Source organism: Stutzerimonas kunmingensis, assembly GCF_002929225.1.
Lineage (GTDB): Bacteria > Pseudomonadota > Gammaproteobacteria > Pseudomonadales > Pseudomonadaceae > Stutzerimonas.
In genome coordinates, this window is the sequence record NZ_PISM01000021.1 from 168,784 (window position 1) to 184,587 (window position 15,804).

Annotated in this window: 17 protein-coding genes; 12 read left to right on the forward strand and 5 right to left on the reverse strand. The window is 62.5% G+C overall.

Going from position 1 to position 15,804, the window contains the following annotated elements; genetic code table 11:
* Positions 1 to 85: 85 nt before the first annotated feature.
* From moaC to moaE, 3 genes are read left to right on the forward strand one after another with little or no spacing between them, the layout of a single operon-like run.
* The gene (gene moaC, locus CW305_RS17315) at positions 86 to 556 is read left to right on the forward strand and encodes a cyclic pyranopterin monophosphate synthase MoaC (protein WP_014821260.1); all 471 of its coding nucleotides are present in this window, start codon (positions 86 to 88) and stop codon (positions 554 to 556) included.
* A complete protein-coding gene (locus tag CW305_RS17320) occupies positions 553 to 801 on the forward strand; it encodes a MoaD/ThiS family protein (RefSeq protein WP_014821259.1) in 249 nt (82 codons plus the stop codon). Before moaC ends, CW305_RS17320 begins: the two co-directional genes overlap by 4 nt.
* A 2-nt stretch (positions 802 to 803) precedes the next feature.
* A complete protein-coding gene (gene moaE, locus CW305_RS17325; protein ID WP_090519179.1) occupies positions 804 to 1,262 on the forward strand; it encodes a molybdopterin synthase catalytic subunit MoaE in 459 nt (152 codons plus the stop codon).
* Positions 1,263 to 1,266: 4 nt separating this feature from the next.
* On the opposite strand, the gene CW305_RS23515 is transcribed toward moaE, so the two are convergent.
* The 3 genes from CW305_RS23515 to CW305_RS17335 all read right to left on the reverse strand — a co-directional run bounded on the left by CW305_RS23515 (position 1,267) and on the right by CW305_RS17335 (position 3,947).
* Complete coding sequence (locus CW305_RS23515) at positions 1,267 to 1,431, reverse strand: hypothetical protein (RefSeq protein WP_162836514.1); 165 nt, start codon at positions 1,429 to 1,431, stop codon at positions 1,267 to 1,269.
* Positions 1,432 to 1,561: 130 nt separating this feature from the next.
* A complete protein-coding gene (gene rhlB, locus CW305_RS17330) occupies positions 1,562 to 2,989 on the reverse strand; it encodes an ATP-dependent RNA helicase RhlB (RefSeq protein WP_104098505.1) in 1,428 nt (475 codons plus the stop codon).
* Between the two features lie 286 nt (positions 2,990 to 3,275).
* A complete protein-coding gene (locus CW305_RS17335; protein ID WP_104098506.1) occupies positions 3,276 to 3,947 on the reverse strand; it encodes an alpha/beta hydrolase in 672 nt (223 codons plus the stop codon).
* A 339-nt stretch (positions 3,948 to 4,286) separates the two neighbouring features.
* On the opposite strand from CW305_RS17335, the gene CW305_RS17340 reads away from it, so the two are divergent.
* The 6 genes from CW305_RS17340 to CW305_RS17365 all read left to right on the forward strand — a co-directional run bounded on the left by CW305_RS17340 (position 4,287) and on the right by CW305_RS17365 (position 13,014).
* Complete coding sequence (locus tag CW305_RS17340; RefSeq protein ID WP_104098507.1) at positions 4,287 to 5,315, forward strand: amino acid ABC transporter substrate-binding protein; 1,029 nt, start codon at positions 4,287 to 4,289, stop codon at positions 5,313 to 5,315.
* A gap of 93 nt (positions 5,316 to 5,408) precedes the next feature.
* Positions 5,409 to 6,593 (forward strand): amino acid ABC transporter permease, encoded by a 1,185-nt coding sequence (locus CW305_RS17345; protein ID WP_104098508.1) that lies wholly within the window; start codon positions 5,409 to 5,411, stop codon positions 6,591 to 6,593.
* Positions 6,594 to 6,597: 4 nt separating this feature from the next.
* A complete protein-coding gene (locus CW305_RS17350) occupies positions 6,598 to 7,695 on the forward strand; it encodes an amino acid ABC transporter permease (protein WP_014821252.1) in 1,098 nt (365 codons plus the stop codon).
* Between the two features lie 9 nt (positions 7,696 to 7,704).
* A complete protein-coding gene (locus CW305_RS17355; protein WP_023446796.1) occupies positions 7,705 to 8,472 on the forward strand; it encodes an amino acid ABC transporter ATP-binding protein in 768 nt (255 codons plus the stop codon).
* Positions 8,473 to 8,597: 125 nt separating this feature from the next.
* Positions 8,598 to 12,494 carry a phosphoribosylformylglycinamidine synthase gene (gene purL, locus CW305_RS17360; protein ID WP_023446795.1) on the forward strand — a complete coding sequence of 1,299 codons (3,897 nt, stop codon included), beginning with the start codon at positions 8,598 to 8,600 and terminating at the stop codon, positions 12,492 to 12,494.
* A gap of 202 nt (positions 12,495 to 12,696) precedes the next feature.
* The gene (locus CW305_RS17365) at positions 12,697 to 13,014 is read left to right on the forward strand and encodes a YqfO family protein (protein WP_023444756.1); all 318 of its coding nucleotides are present in this window, start codon (positions 12,697 to 12,699) and stop codon (positions 13,012 to 13,014) included.
* A 48-nt stretch (positions 13,015 to 13,062) separates the two neighbouring features.
* Here the strand turns inward: CW305_RS17365 and CW305_RS17370 are convergent, their stop codons facing one another.
* Both CW305_RS17370 and CW305_RS17375 read right to left on the reverse strand, forming a co-directional pair.
* Entirely contained in the window at positions 13,063 to 13,566 is a 504-nt protein-coding gene (locus CW305_RS17370) for a L,D-transpeptidase family protein (RefSeq protein ID WP_014821249.1), read from the reverse strand.
* Between the two features lie 58 nt (positions 13,567 to 13,624).
* Positions 13,625 to 14,191 (reverse strand): NUDIX hydrolase, encoded by a 567-nt coding sequence (locus CW305_RS17375; RefSeq protein WP_014821248.1) that lies wholly within the window; start codon positions 14,189 to 14,191, stop codon positions 13,625 to 13,627.
* Positions 14,192 to 14,409: 218 nt separating this feature from the next.
* On the opposite strand from CW305_RS17375, the gene CW305_RS17380 reads away from it, so the two are divergent.
* The 3 genes from CW305_RS17380 (at position 14,410) to CW305_RS17390 (ending at position 15,804) form a co-directional block, all read left to right on the forward strand.
* Complete coding sequence (locus CW305_RS17380; protein ID WP_014821247.1) at positions 14,410 to 15,027, forward strand: CoA pyrophosphatase; 618 nt, start codon at positions 14,410 to 14,412, stop codon at positions 15,025 to 15,027.
* Positions 15,028 to 15,094: 67 nt separating this feature from the next.
* A complete protein-coding gene (locus tag CW305_RS17385) occupies positions 15,095 to 15,616 on the forward strand; it encodes a gamma carbonic anhydrase family protein (protein ID WP_104098509.1) in 522 nt (173 codons plus the stop codon).
* Positions 15,613 to 15,804, forward strand: coding sequence for a DUF1289 domain-containing protein (locus tag CW305_RS17390; RefSeq protein WP_023444754.1), 192 nt, complete (start codon positions 15,613 to 15,615; stop codon positions 15,802 to 15,804). Before CW305_RS17385 ends, CW305_RS17390 begins: the two co-directional genes overlap by 4 nt.

The following is a 15,804-nucleotide window of genomic DNA, read 5'->3' on the forward strand; positions in this document are numbered from 1 at the left end:
GCGATGCCCGGTAGTACCTCTTACGGGGGCGGGTTCATCGCCGGCGGCTGCGGTAGACTCGTGATTTTCCGATCAGGAGCGCCGAATGCTCACCCATCTCGATTCCCAAGGCCGGGCCAGCATGGTCGACGTCACCGACAAGGCCGTGACCGCGCGTGAAGCCGTGGCCGAGGCCCGCGTGCGCATGCTGCCGCAGACCCTGCAGATGATCCAGCAGGGCGGTCATCCCAAGGGCGATGTCTTCGCCGTGGCGCGCATCGCCGGCATCCAGGCGGCAAAGAAGACCTACGAACTGATTCCGCTGTGTCATCCGCTGCTGCTCACCAGCATCAAGGTCGAGCTGCAGGCGGATGGTGAAGACTGCGTACTGATTCGCGCTGCCTGCAAGCTGGCCGGGCAGACAGGTGTCGAGATGGAAGCGTTGACCGCTGCCAGCGTCGCTGCGCTGACCATCTACGACATGTGCAAGGCCGTGGATCGCGGCATGGTCATCGAAGGCGTGCGCCTGCTGGAAAAACTCGGCGGCAAGAGCGGTCACTGGCAGGTGCCGGCATGATTACCGTCCAGTTCTTTGCCCGTTATCGCGAAACCCTCGGCACTGATGGCGAGCGCCTGCAGTGGGATGCTTCGCTCGCCAACGTGGATGACGTGCGCCAGCAGCTGCTTGCGCGGGGCGGTGTCTGGGAGGTGCTTGCCGAGCAGAACCTGATGTGTGCCCGTAATCAGGAACTCTGTGGTCTCGATGAGCCGATCACCGATGACGATGAAGTCGCTTTCTTTCCCACCGTGACCGGAGGCTGAGCATGGCGGTTCGTGTACAGACGGCAGCGTTCGATCCGGGGGCCGAACTCAATGCGCTGCATGCGGCCAACCTGGGGATTGGCGCGGTCGCCGGGTTCGTCGGTTACGTAAGGGATTTCAATGATGGGCAGGATGTCGCCGGAATGTTCCTCGAACATGCGCCGGGGATGACCGAAAAGGCGCTGGAGAAAATCATTATCGAGGCGGAGCAGCGCTGGCCATTATTGCGGCTCGACGTGCTGCATCGCGTCGGGCCCCTGGAGCCAGGTGAGCCGATCGTCTTCGTCGGCGCGGCGAGCGCCCATCGCGACGCTGCCTTCGACGCCTGTCGCTTCGTGATGGACTACCTGAAGACGCGGGCGCCGTTCTGGAAGAAGGAAACCACGCCGTCCGGGCCACGCTGGGTGGAGGGCCGCGCGAGTGATCAGGTCGCGGCTGAGCGTTGGAGCGAGAACGGCTGAGCCGTCAATAGAAGGTGATGTACATCTTGAAGGCCAGCGTCGAGAACATGGTGAGCACGCCCAGGCCAAGAAGGCCCACGCCCCAGTCCCGGTCCCGGTAGTTGAAACCTACGCAGAGCAGGATGAAGCCGGTGACGATTAGCGACAGTAGCCAGTGCATGCTGTCCATCGATGTCTCCTCGAGTTCCGATCTAGCTACCACTCTAGCCGCTTGACCTCTGTTGAGGCCTGATTCAGGTCATTGATGGAGGAGGTGATTGACGGTCGCAGGGGCGCGGCGAATGCCGCGCCCAATAGGCTCAGCGCGAGTGAGGGACCGGGGCGAGCAGTTCCGCCGGCGGCATCTCGCACTGAATCTTGCGGCCAATCAGCGCTTCGATCGGCGGCAGGGCGAAGGAGTCGTCCTCGCCGGCGAAGCTGATCGACGTGCCGCTGGTGCCGGCACGGCCGGTGCGGCCGATGCGGTGCACGTAGTCATCCGGATCTTCCGGCAGCGTAAAGTTGATTACGTGGCTGATGCCGTCGACATGGATGCCTCGACCGGCGACATCGGTCGCCACCAGTACACGAATCTTGCCCTCGCGGAAACCTTCCAGCGTGCGGATGCGCTTGTGCTGCGGCACGTCGCCGGACATCTGCGCGGCGCTGATGCCGTCCCGGGTCAGGCGTTCCTCGATGCGCCGCACTTCATCCTTGCGGTTGGCGAAGACCATCACCCGCGTCCAGTCATTCTGGGTGATCAGGTTGTACAGCAGCTTGTACTTGTCGCTGCCAGCCACGGCGAATACGTGTTGCTCGACGGTGTCGCTGGCAACGTTTTCCGGCTCGATCTCGACCACGGCGGGGTTGGTCGTCCACTGCTGCGCCAGGTTCATCACGTCATCGGTGAACGTGGCTGAGAACAGCAGGGTCTGGCGTTCGCTCTTGGGCGGCGTCTGCCGGATGATCTGGCGGACCTGCGGAATGAAGCCCATGTCGAGCATGCGATCGGCTTCATCCAGCACCATCACCTCGACCATGTCCAGATGCACCTCGCCGCGCTGGTTGAAATCCAGCAGGCGCCCGGGCGTGGCAACCAGGATGTCGCAGAATTTCGATTCAAGCAGCTTGAGCTGCTTGTCGAAGTCCATGCCGCCGACGAAGCTCATCACGTTCAGGTTGGTATATTTGGTCAGGTCCAGCGCGTCATTGGCGATCTGCACCACCAGTTCACGGGTCGGCGCGATGATCAGTGCGCGCGGTTCGCCCATATAGCGGTCCCGCGGCGGCGGAGTGTCGAGCAGCTGTGTGATGGTGGAGATGAGAAACGCAGCCGTCTTGCCGGTGCCGGTCTGGGCGCGGCCAATGGCGTCTCTGCCGGCGAGGGTATAGCCCAGCACCTGGGCCTGGATCGGCGTGCAGTAGGGAAAACCCAGGTCATGAATTGCGTGCATCAGCTCGGGTGCGAGCTTGAAGTCGTGGAAGCGGGTCTTGCCTTCGGTCGCTTCGACCTCGAAGTCCTCCAGCTTCCACGCCGGAGCGGCGGGTTTTGGCGGCTTGCTGCTGCGTTGACGGCGCGGCTTTTCGGCGGCGCGCTCAGCGGGCTGCGGCTTGGGTTGAGTCTCAGGCGTCGTTGCTTGCTGCGGGGCGCTGTATTGGCCCTCGTGGTCGGCGGCGAGCACGTCATCGGCTGCGCTGGCCCGTACATCCGGGGCCTTGCCAAAGATTTTCTTGAGTGCTTTGAGCACGGTCTTCTCGTCATTTATTAGGAAAGTGTCGCGCGCCAGTGTAATGCAAGACGCATGCATGGCGAAGCCTCGCGCACGGGAAGGCTTGGCTTCCAGCGGGCGCACTCGCGCCTGACGTACTGTTGTGTGATACCGCGCGGGCCTGGTCAGGGCCTTGGGGCATGGCTGTGTCTGATGCCAGGTTCAAGCGTGGCAGGATGCCGACCGCGCTTGAGCCTGCCAGGTGGCGGACGGTCAAGCGCACCGCTCATCCTTCCTTTGATGAATAGGCAACCGGAGCTGGTGCTCAGGAGGCGGCATTTTCGCCAAGCAAAGGTGCGAGCCAGTTGCCGATGTCGCGGATTTCCTCCGGGAGCACCTCGTGGCTCATCGGGTACTCGCGCCAGCTGACGTTGACGCCGGCGTCGTGCAGGCACTGATAGGCGGCACGGCCCATCGCAGGCGGCACTACATCATCGCGGCTGCCATGCAGGCATAGCGCCGGATAGCGCCGGACATCATCGGAAAGCTCGAGGCGCTCGGCAAATGTCGGGGCATAGGTGGACAGTGCGATGACGCCGCCCAGCGGGCCTTGCCAGCGCAGAAATGCCGTATGCAGCACCACCGCGCCGCCTTGGGAGAAGCCGGCGAGAAAGATGCGTGCCGGATCGATGCCCGCGTCACGCTGTGCTTCGATCAGGCCGATGACCTGTTGCGCTGATGCCTCGAGTTGCTCGCGATCGATCGCGCGGGCTGGGCTCATGGCCAGGATGTCGTACCAGCTGGGCATGCTCCAGCCGCCGTTGATGGTTACCGGACGCGTCGGTGCCTGCGGCAGAACGAAGCGAGTGCTATGAAGCTTCTGCTGCAGCGCTTCGGCTACAGGTAGGAAGTCATAGCGATCAGCGCCCAGGCCATGCAGCCAGATGATGCAGGCATCGGCAATGCCATTGGGTTCGAGGATCAACGGTTCGCTCATAGATCGGCTCCAGTTGGGGGCAAGTTGCCTCGTCTTGGGGCATTACGTGCCACCGGCGAGGGAGTGGCGCGAGGTTACCCGCTCGCGCACTTCGATAGAACCCGCAACCTGGTGTATCCAGCTCATTGCCGGATGAGCTGGTACGCGCCTTGCTAAGTTCAGTTCGACTCAGAAGGGAACGGCTCGCATGAGCGAGTCGAGGTAATGGCACAAAGAACATTGCCGATCATCCACGGACGACTAGACTCAGGTCAGGCTGCGCCGCTTCGCTGCTGCCGGTTACGCATCGAGGGGCAACAGGCCCGAACCCGAGAATAAGAAAGCAAACTGGAGGTTTCGATGATTAGGGTGAAATCCACACTGGCTGCGCTGGGTGCAGCGTCACTGCTGGGAGTCAGCGGGCTGGCGCAAGCGGGGGCGACCCTCGATGCAGTGCAGAAGAAAGGATTCGTGCAGTGCGGCATCAGTGATGGCCTTCCGGGCTTTTCCTACGCCGATGCAAAGGGGCAATACTTGGGGATCGACGTGGATGTCTGTCGCGCGGTGGCCGCGGCCGTGTTCGGTGACGCCAGTAAGGTCAAGTACAGTCCGTTGACCGCCAAGGAGCGCTTCACCGCGCTGCAATCCGGCGAAGTGGATATGCTGTCGCGCAACACCACCTGGACCAGCTCGCGTGATGCGGCGATGGGCCTGAATTTCACCGGCGTGACCTATTACGACGGTCAAGGCTTCCTGGTGAACAAGGAGCTGGGTGTCAAAAGTGCCAAGGAGCTCGATGGCGCGACTGTCTGCATTCAGGCAGGCACGACTACCGAACTCAATCTCTCCGATTATTTCCGCGCCAACAACCTGAAGTACACCCCCATCACCTACGACACCTCGGACGAAAGCGCCAAGTCACTGGAGTCGGGCCGCTGCGACGTGCTCACTTCCGACCAGTCGCAGCTCTACGCTCAGCGCATCAAGCTGGCAAAGCCTGATGACTACGTAGTGCTACCCGAAGTGATATCCAAGGAGCCCCTCGGCCCGGCGGTCCGCCAAGGCGATGAGGAATGGTTCGATATCGTGCGTTGGACCTTGTTCGCCATGCTCAACGCCGAGGAATTGGGCATCACTTCGGCAAACGTCGTAGAAAAGGCCAAGAGCACCAAGAACCCTGACGTCGCCCGCCTGCTGGGTGTGGAGGGGGAATATGGCAAGGATCTGAAGCTGCCGAAGGACTGGGCGGTGCAGATCGTCAAGCAGGTCGGTAACTATGGCGAGATCTTCGATCGAAACGTCGGCGCCGGCAGCGAGCTGAAGATCGAACGTGGCCTCAATGCCCTGTGGAACAACGGCGGCGTGCAGTACGCCCCGCCGGTACGTTGACCAAGCGGGGCCGGCTACACCGGCCCCGTTTTCCAAAGGGAGAAGTGCCGCCGGCGCGCACAACGCGCCGGCGGTGCGGTATGAGGACATTCGATGCGAACCATCGACAATCCTAGGCCGGCTGGCGGGTCGCTATTGACCGACCCTCGGGCACGCGCCTGGCTGTTTCAGATTCTGGCTGTAATCACCGTCGTAGCATTCGGCTGGTACCTTTTTCACAATACCCAGACCAACCTTGCCCATCGCGGCATTACCTCCGGCTTCGGTTTCCTTGAGAACGCCGCCGGCTTCGGCATATCCCAGCACCTGATCGACTACAGCGAGAGCGACACTTACGGTCGCGTCTTCTGGGTCGGGCTGCTCAATACGCTGTTGGTCAGCGTCATCGGGATATTTCTCGCAACGGTGATGGGGTTCATCCTCGGCGTGGGACGCCTCTCGAGCAACTGGCTGATCCGTCAATTGGCGACGCTCTACATCGAGATATTCCGCAATATCCCGCCGTTGCTGCTAATCTTCTTCGTCTACTTCGCTGTGATCAGCCCGTTGCCTGGGCCGCGCAACAGCCTGAGCCTATGGGATGCGGTGTTCGTCAACAACCGTGGCGTGCAGATGCCGGCACCCAGCGCCGCCGATGGCTTCTGGTCATTCTGGCTGGCGTTGCTCGTGGCGCTGGTCGCGGTAGTCCTGCTCAACCGCTGGGCTCGGGCGCGTCGGCATGCCACCGGGCAGATTTTTCCGGTGTTCTGGACCAGCCTTGGGTTGTTTCTGGCGATCCCGTGGCTGGTGACCTTCATTGCAGGCGTACCTTTCACCTGGGAAGTGCCGGAGTTGCAGCGCTTCAACATTCGCGGTGGTTGGGTGGTGATCCCGGAGCTGGTTTCGATCGTGGTGGCGTTGTCGGTGTATACCGCGGCGTTCATCGGCGAAACCGTGCGTTCAGGCATTCAGTCGGTCAGCCATGGCCAGACCGAAGCCGCCGCTTCGCTTGGGTTGCGCCCAGGCCAGGTATTGCGGCTGGTGATCGTGCCGCAAGCGTTGCGGGTGATCGTGCCGCCGCTGACCAGCCAATACCTGAACCTGGCAAAGAACTCGTCGCTCGCTGCTGCTATCGGTTATCCAGACATGGTGTCGCTATTCGCCGGCACGGTGCTCAATCAGACCGGGCAGGCCATCGAAACCATGGCCATCACCATGAGTGTCTATCTGGCCATCAGCATCAGCATCTCGCTGCTTATGAACTGGTACAACAAGCGCATTGCGCTGATCGAGCGGTGAGCGCATGACCATCCATACCTTCAAGCCCGACCTGCCGCCACCGACGATCAGCATCGGTGCGCTCGGCTGGCTACGGGCCAATCTGTTTTCCAGCTGGATCAATACCCTGCTGACGCTGGTAGGGCTATACCTGCTCTGGCTGATTGTGCCGCCGGTACTCGAATGGGCCATCTTCAAGGCCGACTGGACCGGTGAAACCCGCGCCGACTGCAGCCGCGAAGGCGCCTGCTGGGTGTTCATTCAGACCCGGTTCGGCCAGTTCATGTACGGCTTCTATCCGACGGAGCTGCGCTGGCGAGTCGATGCGGCAGCCTGGCTGGCGATCATCGGTGCGGCGCCGCTGTTCCTGCGGCAGATGCCACACAAGTTGCGCTACGGGCTGGGCTATCTGCTGGTTTACCCGCTGCTAGCCTACTGGCTGCTGCATGGTGGCTTTCTCGGCCTGCAGACGGTGCCTACCAGTCAGTGGGGCGGGCTCATGCTGACCGTAGTGATCGCTGCCGTGGGCATTGCCGGTGCTTTGCCGCTGGGCATTCTGCTGGCATTGGGGCGGCGCTCGGACATGCCGGCTATTCGCGTGCTCTGCGTGACCTTCATCGAGTTCTGGCGCGGCGTGCCGTTGATCACCGTGCTGTTCATGTCCTCGGTGATGCTGCCGCTGTTCCTGCCCGAAGGCATGAGCCTCGACAAGCTGCTGCGGGCAATGCTGATGGTGGTGTTCTTCGAGGCCGCCTACATCGCCGAGGTAGTACGTGGCGGTCTGCAGGCGATCCCCAAGGGGCAGTACGAGGCGGCGGCGGCCATGGGCCTGGGCTACTGGCGCAGCACGCTGCTGGTGATCCTGCCGCAGGCGCTGAAGCTGGTGATCCCAGGCATCGTCAACACCTTCATTGCCCTGTTCAAGGACACCAGCCTGGTGATCATCATCGGCCTGTTCGACTTCCTCAACAGCATCAAGCGCGCCACCGCGGACCCGGCCTGGCTAGGCATGTCCACCGAGGGCTACGTGTTCGCTGCGCTGGTGTACTGGATGTTCTGTTTCGGCATGTCCCGCTATTCGATGCGCCTGGAGCGCAAGCTGGACACCGGCCACAAGCATTAGGAGTGATATATGAGTGATTCAAACGCGCAGGCCGAGCACAGCAGCGAACCGGTCATCCGCATGCAGGGCGTGCACAAATGGTTCGGCCAGTTCCATGTACTCAAGGACATCAACCTCTCCGTGCGCCAGGGCGAGCGTATCGTGCTGTGCGGGCCTTCCGGCTCCGGCAAGTCGACCACCATTCGCTGCCTCAATCGCCTGGAGGAACACCAGCAGGGGCGCATCGTCATCAACGGCGTGGAGCTGACCAGCGACCTCAAGCAGATCGAGGCAATCCGCAGCGAAGTCGGCATGGTGTTCCAGCACTTCAACCTGTTCCCGCACCTGACCGTGTTGCAGAACTGCACCCTGGCGCCGATGTGGGTGCGCAAGCTGCCGCGACGGCAGGCCGAGGAAATCGCCATGCATTATCTGGAGCGCGTGCGCATCCCGGAGCAGGCCAACAAGTTTCCCGGCCAGCTCTCCGGCGGTCAGCAGCAGCGCGTGGCGATCGCCCGTGCGCTGTGCATGAAGCCGAAGATCATGCTGTTCGATGAGCCGACTTCGGCCCTCGACCCGGAAATGGTGAAGGAGGTGCTCGACACCATGGTCAGCCTCGCCGAAAGCGGCATGACCATGCTCTGCGTGACCCATGAGATGGGCTTCGCCCGCACCGTGGCGGATAGGGTGATCTTCATGGACAAGGGCGAGATCGTCGAACAGGCCGAGCCAGAGGTGTTCTTCACAAACCCGGTCAACGACAGGACCAAGCTGTTCCTAAGCCAGATACTGCACTGATCCAAGCCGGGCCTGGCGTGCCGTCGGAGCACGCGGCGCCTGGCTGTGTTCAGCCTTAGCCTCGGCCGCCGTCATGGGCTAGAATACGCGCCCCGACTGCTCCCCCCTCCGAGGCTGTTCCGACGATGTTGATCCTGCGCGGCGCTCCCGCTCTTTCCGCCTTCCGTCATGGCAAGCTCCTGGCACAACTGACCGATAAGGTCCCCGCCGTCGGCGGGCTGTATGCCGAGTTCGCCCATTTCGCCGAGGTTTCCGGCACGCTCGGCGCGGATGAGCAGAACGTACTGACCCGCCTGCTGAAGTACGGCCCCAGTGTGCCGGTGCAGGAACCTGCCGGGCGGCTGTTCCTCGTGGTGCCTCGCTTCGGCACCATTTCGCCGTGGTCGAGCAAGGCCAGCGATATCGCCCACAACTGCGGGCTGGAGAAGGTCCAGCGGCTGGAGCGGGGCATCGCCTATTACGTGCAGGGCGAGTTTTCCGATAGCGAGGCACAGCTGATTGCCGCAGCGCTTCACGATCGCATGACACAAATGGTGCTCGATCGTTTCGACGCAGCCGCCAACCTGTTCAGCCATGCCGAGCCCAAGCCGCTGACTGCCGTGGACATCCTCGGTGGCGGTCGCGCCGCGCTGGAAAAGGCCAACACCGACCTGGGCCTGGCCCTGGCCGAAGACGAGATCGATTATCTGGTCAGTGCCTTCCAGGGCCTCAAGCGCAACCCGCACGACATCGAACTGATGATGTTCGCGCAGGCCAACTCCGAGCACTGCCGCCACAAGATCTTCAACGCCAGCTGGGACATCGACGGCGAGAGCCAGGACAAGTCGCTGTTCGGCATGATCAAGAACACCTACCAGATGCACAGCGAGAACGTGCTGTCCGCATACAAGGACAACGCGTCGGTCATCGTCGGCCACACCGCAGGGCGTTTCTTCCCCAATCCTGAAACCCGCCAGTACGGCGCGGTGCAGGAGCCGGTGCACATTCTGATGAAGGTGGAAACCCACAACCACCCGACCGCGATCTCGCCGTTCTCGGGTGCTTCCACCGGTTCCGGCGGCGAGATTCGCGACGAGGGCGCCACCGGCCGCGGCGCCAAGCCAAAGGCGGGTCTGACGGGTTTCACCGTCTCCAACCTGAACATCCCCGGCTTCGAGCAGCCGTGGGAACAGGCCTACGGCAAGCCGGAACGCATCGTCACGCCGCTGGACATCATGATTGAAGGCCCTCTGGGCGGCGCCGCGTTCAACAACGAGTTCGGCCGCCCGGCGCTGACCGGTTACTTCCGTACCTTCGAGCAGTCGATCAACACGCCGCGCGGCGACGAGGTGCGTGGTTATCACAAGCCGATCATGCTCGCTGGCGGCATGGGCAATATCCGTGAAGATCACGTGCAGAAGGCTGAGATCACCGTTGGCGCCAAGCTGATCGTGCTCGGCGGGCCGGCCATGCTGATCGGCCTGGGCGGCGGCGCCGCCTCCTCGGTCGCGACCGGTGCCAGCTCGGCCGATCTTGATTTCGCCTCGGTACAGCGCGAGAACCCGGAAATGGAACGCCGCTGCCAGGAGGTCATCGACCGCTGCTGGCAGCTGGGCGACCAGAACCCCATCGCCTTCATCCATGACGTCGGTGCCGGTGGCATTTCCAATGCCTTCCCGGAGCTGGTCAACGACGGTGGCCGCGGTGGCCGCTTCGAACTTCGCAACGTGCCTAACGACGAGCCGGGCATGGCCCCGCACGAGATCTGGAGCAACGAGTCCCAGGAGCGTTACGTGCTGGCCGTCAGTGCCGCCGATTTCGAGCGTTTCCAGGCTATCTGCGAACGTGAGCGCTGCCCGTTCGCGGTTGTCGGCGAGGCGACCGAAGAGCCACAACTGACTGTCACCGACAGCCATTTCGGCAACACCCCGGTGGACATGCCGCTCGAAGTGCTGCTCGGCAAGCCGCCGCGCATGCACCGCAGCGCCAGCCGCGAAGCGGAATTGGGCGATGACTTCGATGCGGCTACTGTCGATCTGAATGAGGCGGTCACCCGGGTGCTGCGCCACCCAGCGGTCGCCAGCAAGAGCTTCCTGATCACCATCGGCGACCGCAGCATCACCGGCCAGGTAGCGCGCGATCAGATGGTCGGTCCGTGGCAGGTGCCGGTCGCCGACTGCGCCGTCACGGCTACCAGCTACGACGTTTACACCGGCGAGGCCATGGCGATGGGCGAGCGTACGCCGCTGGCGCTGCTGGATGCCCCGGCGTCGGGCCGCATGGCCATCGGCGAAACGCTGACCAACCTGGCAGCGGCACGCATCGAGAAGATCTCCGACATCAAGTTGTCCGCCAACTGGATGGCCGCCGCCGGCCACCCCGGCGAAGACGCGCGGCTGTACGACACCGTGCGAGCCGTCGGCATGGAGCTGTGCCCGCAGCTGGGCCTGACCATTCCGGTGGGCAAGGACTCGATGTCAATGAAGACCCATTGGTCGGAGGAGGGCGCCGAGAAAAGCGTGACCTCGCCGATGTCGCTGATCGTTTCCGGCTTCGCCCCGGTCACTGATATCCGCCAGACCCTGACCCCGCAGCTGCGCCTGGACAAGGGCGCAACGGACCTGATCCTGATCGATCTGGGACGCGGCCAGAACCGCATGGGCGCTTCGATTCTTGCGCAGGTGTATGGTCAGCTTGGTCGCCAGGCGCCCGACGTCGATGATGCCGAAGACCTGCAGGCGTTCTTCGCTGTGGTCCAGGGACTGAACGCCGATGGTCTGCTACTGGCCTACCACGACCGTTCCGACGGTGGTCTGCTGACCGCTGTGCTGGAAATGGCGTTTGCCGGTCACTGTGGCCTGAGTCTGAATCTCGATGGCCTGCTGGAGAGTGCCGCAGATGTCGCACCGATGCTCTTCAACGAGGAGCTTGGTGCGGTGATTCAGGTGCGTCAGGACGACACCGAGATCGTGCTGGCACAGTTCAGCGCAGCCGGTCTGGGTGACTGTGTCGCGGTCATCGGTCAGCCGGTCAACAATGGCCATGTGTCGATCAAGCACGGCGAGAACGAAGTCTTCGCCGGTGAGCGCCGTCTGCTGCATCGGCAGTGGGCGGAAACCAGTTACCAGATCCAGCGTCTGCGCGATAACGCCGAGTGCGCCGATCAGGAGTTCGACGCGCTGCTCGAAGAGGACAACCTGGGTCTCAGTGCCAAGCTCAGCTTCGACGTGAACGAGGACATCGCGGCGCCCTACATCAAGCGTGGCGTTCGTCCACAGATTGCGGTGCTGCGCGAGCAGGGCGTCAATGGCCAGGTGGAGATGGCGGCGGCGTTCGACCGCGCCGGTTTCGCCGCGGTCGACGTGCACATGAGCGATATTCTTTCCGGGCGTGTCAGCCTTGAGGAGTTCAAGGGCCTGGTGGCCTGCGGTGGCTTCTCCTACGGCGACGTGCTCGGCGCCGGTGAAGGCTGGGCCAAGTCGATCCTGTTCAATGCGCGTGCACGGGATGGCTTCCAGGCCTTCTTCGAGCGCAAGGACAGCTTCGCTCTCGGCGTGTGCAATGGTTGCCAGATGATGAGCAACCTGCACGAGCTGATCCCGGGCACCGAGAACTGGCCGCACTTCGTGCGTAACCGCTCGGAGCAGTTTGAAGCGCGGGTGGCGATGGTTCAGATTCAGGATTCGCCATCGATCTTCCTGCAGGGCATGGCCGGCTCCCGTCTGCCGATCGCCATCGCCCACGGCGAAGGCCATGCGGAGTTCGAGAGCGAAGAGGCCATGCTGCAGGCAGATCTTTCCGGCACCGTGGCGCTGCGCTTCGTGGATAACCACGGCAAGGTCACCGAGCGTTACCCGGCCAACCCGAACGGCTCGCCGCGCGGTATCACCGGTCTCAGCAGTCGCGATGGTCGCGTGACCATCATGATGCCGCACCCCGAGCGGGTGTTCCGCGCCGTGACCAACTCCTGGCGCCCTGACGAGTGGCAGGAAGACGGCGGCTGGATGCGCATGTTCCGCAATGCGCGGGTCTGGGTCGACTGACCGACCGGGTCAATCTGGCCATTCCCGAGGAGCCCGTCGATAGCATATCGGCGGGCTTTTTCATTTGTGACAAAGGTCTATGAACCGGTAGCGCAAAGCGTCGTCTGAGCTATGACGCGACGCACTATTCGGTGCCCCACGGATGGCAGAATGCCAGTTCGCTCGGCCGGTGGAGGTCGGGCTCATCTGCACGGAGAGGTCGATGTACAAGCTGTGCTTCTATGTTCCAGACAGTCATCTGGAAGCGGTCAAGAAAGCAGTGTTCGCCGCCGGCGCTGGCCGCATAGGCGCATATGACAGTTGCTGCTGGCAGGTGCTGGGGCAAGGGCAATACCGCCCGTTGGAGGGTAGCCAGCCTTTTATCGGGCAAGCCGGGCAGGTGCAGCACGTTCCCGAGTGGAAGGTCGAATTGGTTGTGGCGGACGAGTTGATTCACGACAGCGTGAAGGCAATGAAGAAGGCCCATCCCTATGAAACGCCTGCGTTCGACGTCTGGCGTTTGTCCGACATGCAGTTCTAGCCAGCCGTACTGGGTGCGTGCTTAGCTGTAGTGGCGCCCCGACATCCGTTACGGGCGAATCTCGATCAGCGTGCCATCCTTCACCAGCGCCCAGATCTCGCGCATGTCGCTGTTGCTCAGCGCGATGCAGCCCTCGGTCCAGTCCAGGGTGTGAAAGAACCACTCCGGATACTCCTCATCCAGTGGCGTGCCGTGCAGCATGATCATGCTTCCAGGCGCTACGCCTTCCTGCTGTGCGCGGGCCAGGTCACGCGCGTTGGGGTAGGAGATGTGCATCGACAGGTTGTATTTGTCGCTGGTCTTGCGCCAGTCGATCCAGTAGAAGCCTTCCGGCGTGCGCTTGTCGCCTTCGCGCAACTTTGCGCCGTCGGGTTGTTTGCCCAGCGAAACGCGATAGCTCTTGAGTGTCTGGCCAGCGCTGACCAGATGGAGTTTGCGTTCCGACTTGATTACCAGCACTTTGTCGATGGGTGAACCGCCCAGGCTGGGCGTCGCATTGGCGTGGGAGAACGCGGTAAAGGTGAGGCAGAGCAGGGCGAGCAGCCAGCGCATCGAGGCTTTCCTTCGAACTTCATCAGACCTGTATGTGCCAGCCGGTCCGGCAGACACTTCAGTCTGCGCGGGCGTGGCCCTGCTGGCGGTTGCGATAGCTTGTCACGGCCTCGTTGCGCACCGGGAAGGTCTGCTGCACCCGGTCGGCGAAGAAGCATTCTAGGGTACGGCCGATGGTCGGAAAAGCCAGCTCGGACCAAGGGATGTCTTGCTGATGAAAGAGCTTCACTTCCAGGCTTTCGTCTCCGGCACAGAAGTCCAGATCGACGAGCTCGGCGCGGAAGAACATGTAGACCTGATTGATATGTGGCAGGTCGAACAGGGTATACAGCTGCAGGTCACGCACTCTGGCGCAGGCCTCTTCGAGTGTTTCGCGCTCTGCGGCCTGCTGCATGGTTTCGCCGTTCTCCATGAAGCCGGCCGGCAGGGTCCAATAGCCCCGGCGCGGTTCGATCGCACGCCGACATAGCAGCACGCGATCATCCCAGACGGGTACGCAGCCGGCGACGATCCTCGGGTTCTGATAGTGCACCGTTTGGCAGCTGTCGCAGACGAAGCGCGGCCGGTTGTCGCCGTCCGGTACTCGGACCAGCACCGGATCGCCGCACTGGTTGCAGTATTTCATGGGTGCCTTCCTGATTGCTCCGGGAAATATTGGGCCGTTCACACGGATTCGGCAAGGCAGCCTCTGCGCCATTCGGGGTGGCTCTGACCCGCCTGGTTCGCAGTTGTAACATTGATATCGCATCGAGGCGTTGGAGCTTCTCGTTTGGCGCTCTCCGGGCCTTGGGCGGCTCCGCCTTTCATGCCATGATGCCGATCAAAGACGAAACGAGAAAATACATGCTGGACACAATACTCCACCGGGTGCGCGCTCATTCCCCGCATCTTCTGGAGCCGGAAGGCCGCCTGCCCGAGGCGGCCGTGTTGATGCCAATCACCCGCAGCGAGTCGCCGGAGCTGGTGCTGACGCTCCGCGCCGCCGGTCTTTCCACCCATGGTGGAGAAGTGGCGTTTCCCGGCGGTCGACGCGATCCGGAAGACCGCGATCTGCTGCACACCGCGCTGCGTGAGGCCGAGGAAGAGGTAGGCCTGGCGCCAGGCATGGTCGAGGTCGTCGGCCCGCTCAGCAGCCTGGTGTCGGTGCATGGCATCCACGTCACGCCTTACGTCGGTCTGGTTCCGGACTATGTCGAGTACCGCGCCAACGATGCCGAAATCGCCTCCGTGTTTTCTGTGCCGCTGGAATTCTTCTGCGAGGATCCGCGCGAGGTCACGCACCGCATCGATTACCAGGGACAGAGCTGGTACATCCCGTCCTACCGCTATGGCGAATACCAGATTTGGGGGCTGACCGCGATCATGATCGTCGAGCTGGTCAATGTCATATACGACGCCGGCATCGAAATGCGCCGCGCGCCTGCCGCATTCATCGATCTGTCCGGGCGGCGCGAGCCCTGAGCTGCACCGTCGCAGGGTCGAGCGGCATTCCGGTGGCCTGAGTACAACTGACAAGAAGAGGTGTGTCGTGAAATACCGTCTGGGAGAGTCGCGGGTCGAAGCGCATCCGCAAAGCTGGGTAGCCCCTAATGCCACGCTGGTCGGCAAGATCAGGCTGGATGCTGGTGCAAGCGTCTGGTTTGGCGCCGTTCTGCGTGGTGACAACGAGTTGATCCACATCGGTGAGAACAGCAACGTGCAAGACGGCAGCGTGATGCACACCGATATGGGGTATCCGTTGACCCTGGGTACCGGCGTCACGGTTGGCCACAACGCCATGTTGCACGGTTGCACGGTCGGTGATTACAGCCTGATCGGCATCAATGCGGTGGTGCTCAACGGCGCGAAGATCGGCAAGCACTGCATCATTGGCGCCAACACCCTGATTGCCGAGGGCAAGGAAATTCCCGATGGCTCACTGGTGGTCGGCTCGCCAGGCAAAGTGGTGCGTGAGCTGAGCGATGAGCAGAAGAAGATGCTCGAAGCCAGCGCCGCTCACTACGTGCATAACGCTCAGCGGTACGCGCGTGAGCTGGAGCGCGATGAGTGAACACGCAGGAAAAGCCGGTCGCCTCGCCCTGCGTCAGTCTCTGCGCTCTGGATGAGGATGACCTGTGCGTCGGTTGCCAGCGAAGCGCGGATGAGATCCGGCGCTGGGGGTTGATGAGCAACGAGGAGCGGCGCGAGGTGCTTCAACGCTGCAGCGAGCGACTTCGCCTCAGTGGCCAGCTGATGTAG

Bases quoted from the DNA above. Each gene is read 5' to 3' on its own strand.
- CW305_RS17340 (WP_104098507.1), top strand. From the start codon at position 4,287: ATGATTAGGGTGAAATCCACACTGGCTGCGCTGGGTGCAGCGTCACTG.
- moaC (WP_014821260.1), top strand. From the start codon at position 86: ATGCTCACCCATCTCGATTCCCAAGGCCGGGCCAGCATGGTCGACGTC.
- CW305_RS17355 (WP_023446796.1), top strand. From the start codon at position 7,705: ATGAGTGATTCAAACGCGCAGGCCGAGCACAGCAGCGAACCGGTCATC.
- CW305_RS23515 (WP_162836514.1), bottom strand. From the start codon at position 1,431: ATGGACAGCATGCACTGGCTACTGTCGCTAATCGTCACCGGCTTCATC.
- CW305_RS17370 (WP_014821249.1), bottom strand. From the start codon at position 13,566: ATGCGCTGGCTGCTCGCCCTGCTCTGCCTCACCTTTACCGCGTTCTCC.
- CW305_RS17380 (WP_014821247.1), top strand. From the start codon at position 14,410: ATGCTGGACACAATACTCCACCGGGTGCGCGCTCATTCCCCGCATCTT.
- CW305_RS17335 (WP_104098506.1), bottom strand. From the start codon at position 3,947: ATGAGCGAACCGTTGATCCTCGAACCCAATGGCATTGCCGATGCCTGC.
- CW305_RS17350 (WP_014821252.1), top strand. From the start codon at position 6,598: ATGACCATCCATACCTTCAAGCCCGACCTGCCGCCACCGACGATCAGC.
- CW305_RS17320 (WP_014821259.1), top strand. From the start codon at position 553: ATGATTACCGTCCAGTTCTTTGCCCGTTATCGCGAAACCCTCGGCACT.
- moaE (WP_090519179.1), top strand. From the start codon at position 804: ATGGCGGTTCGTGTACAGACGGCAGCGTTCGATCCGGGGGCCGAACTC.
- purL (WP_023446795.1), top strand. From the start codon at position 8,598: ATGTTGATCCTGCGCGGCGCTCCCGCTCTTTCCGCCTTCCGTCATGGC.
- CW305_RS17365 (WP_023444756.1), top strand. From the start codon at position 12,697: ATGTACAAGCTGTGCTTCTATGTTCCAGACAGTCATCTGGAAGCGGTC.
- CW305_RS17375 (WP_014821248.1), bottom strand. From the start codon at position 14,191: ATGAAATACTGCAACCAGTGCGGCGATCCGGTGCTGGTCCGAGTACCG.
- CW305_RS17345 (WP_104098508.1), top strand. From the start codon at position 5,409: ATGCGAACCATCGACAATCCTAGGCCGGCTGGCGGGTCGCTATTGACC.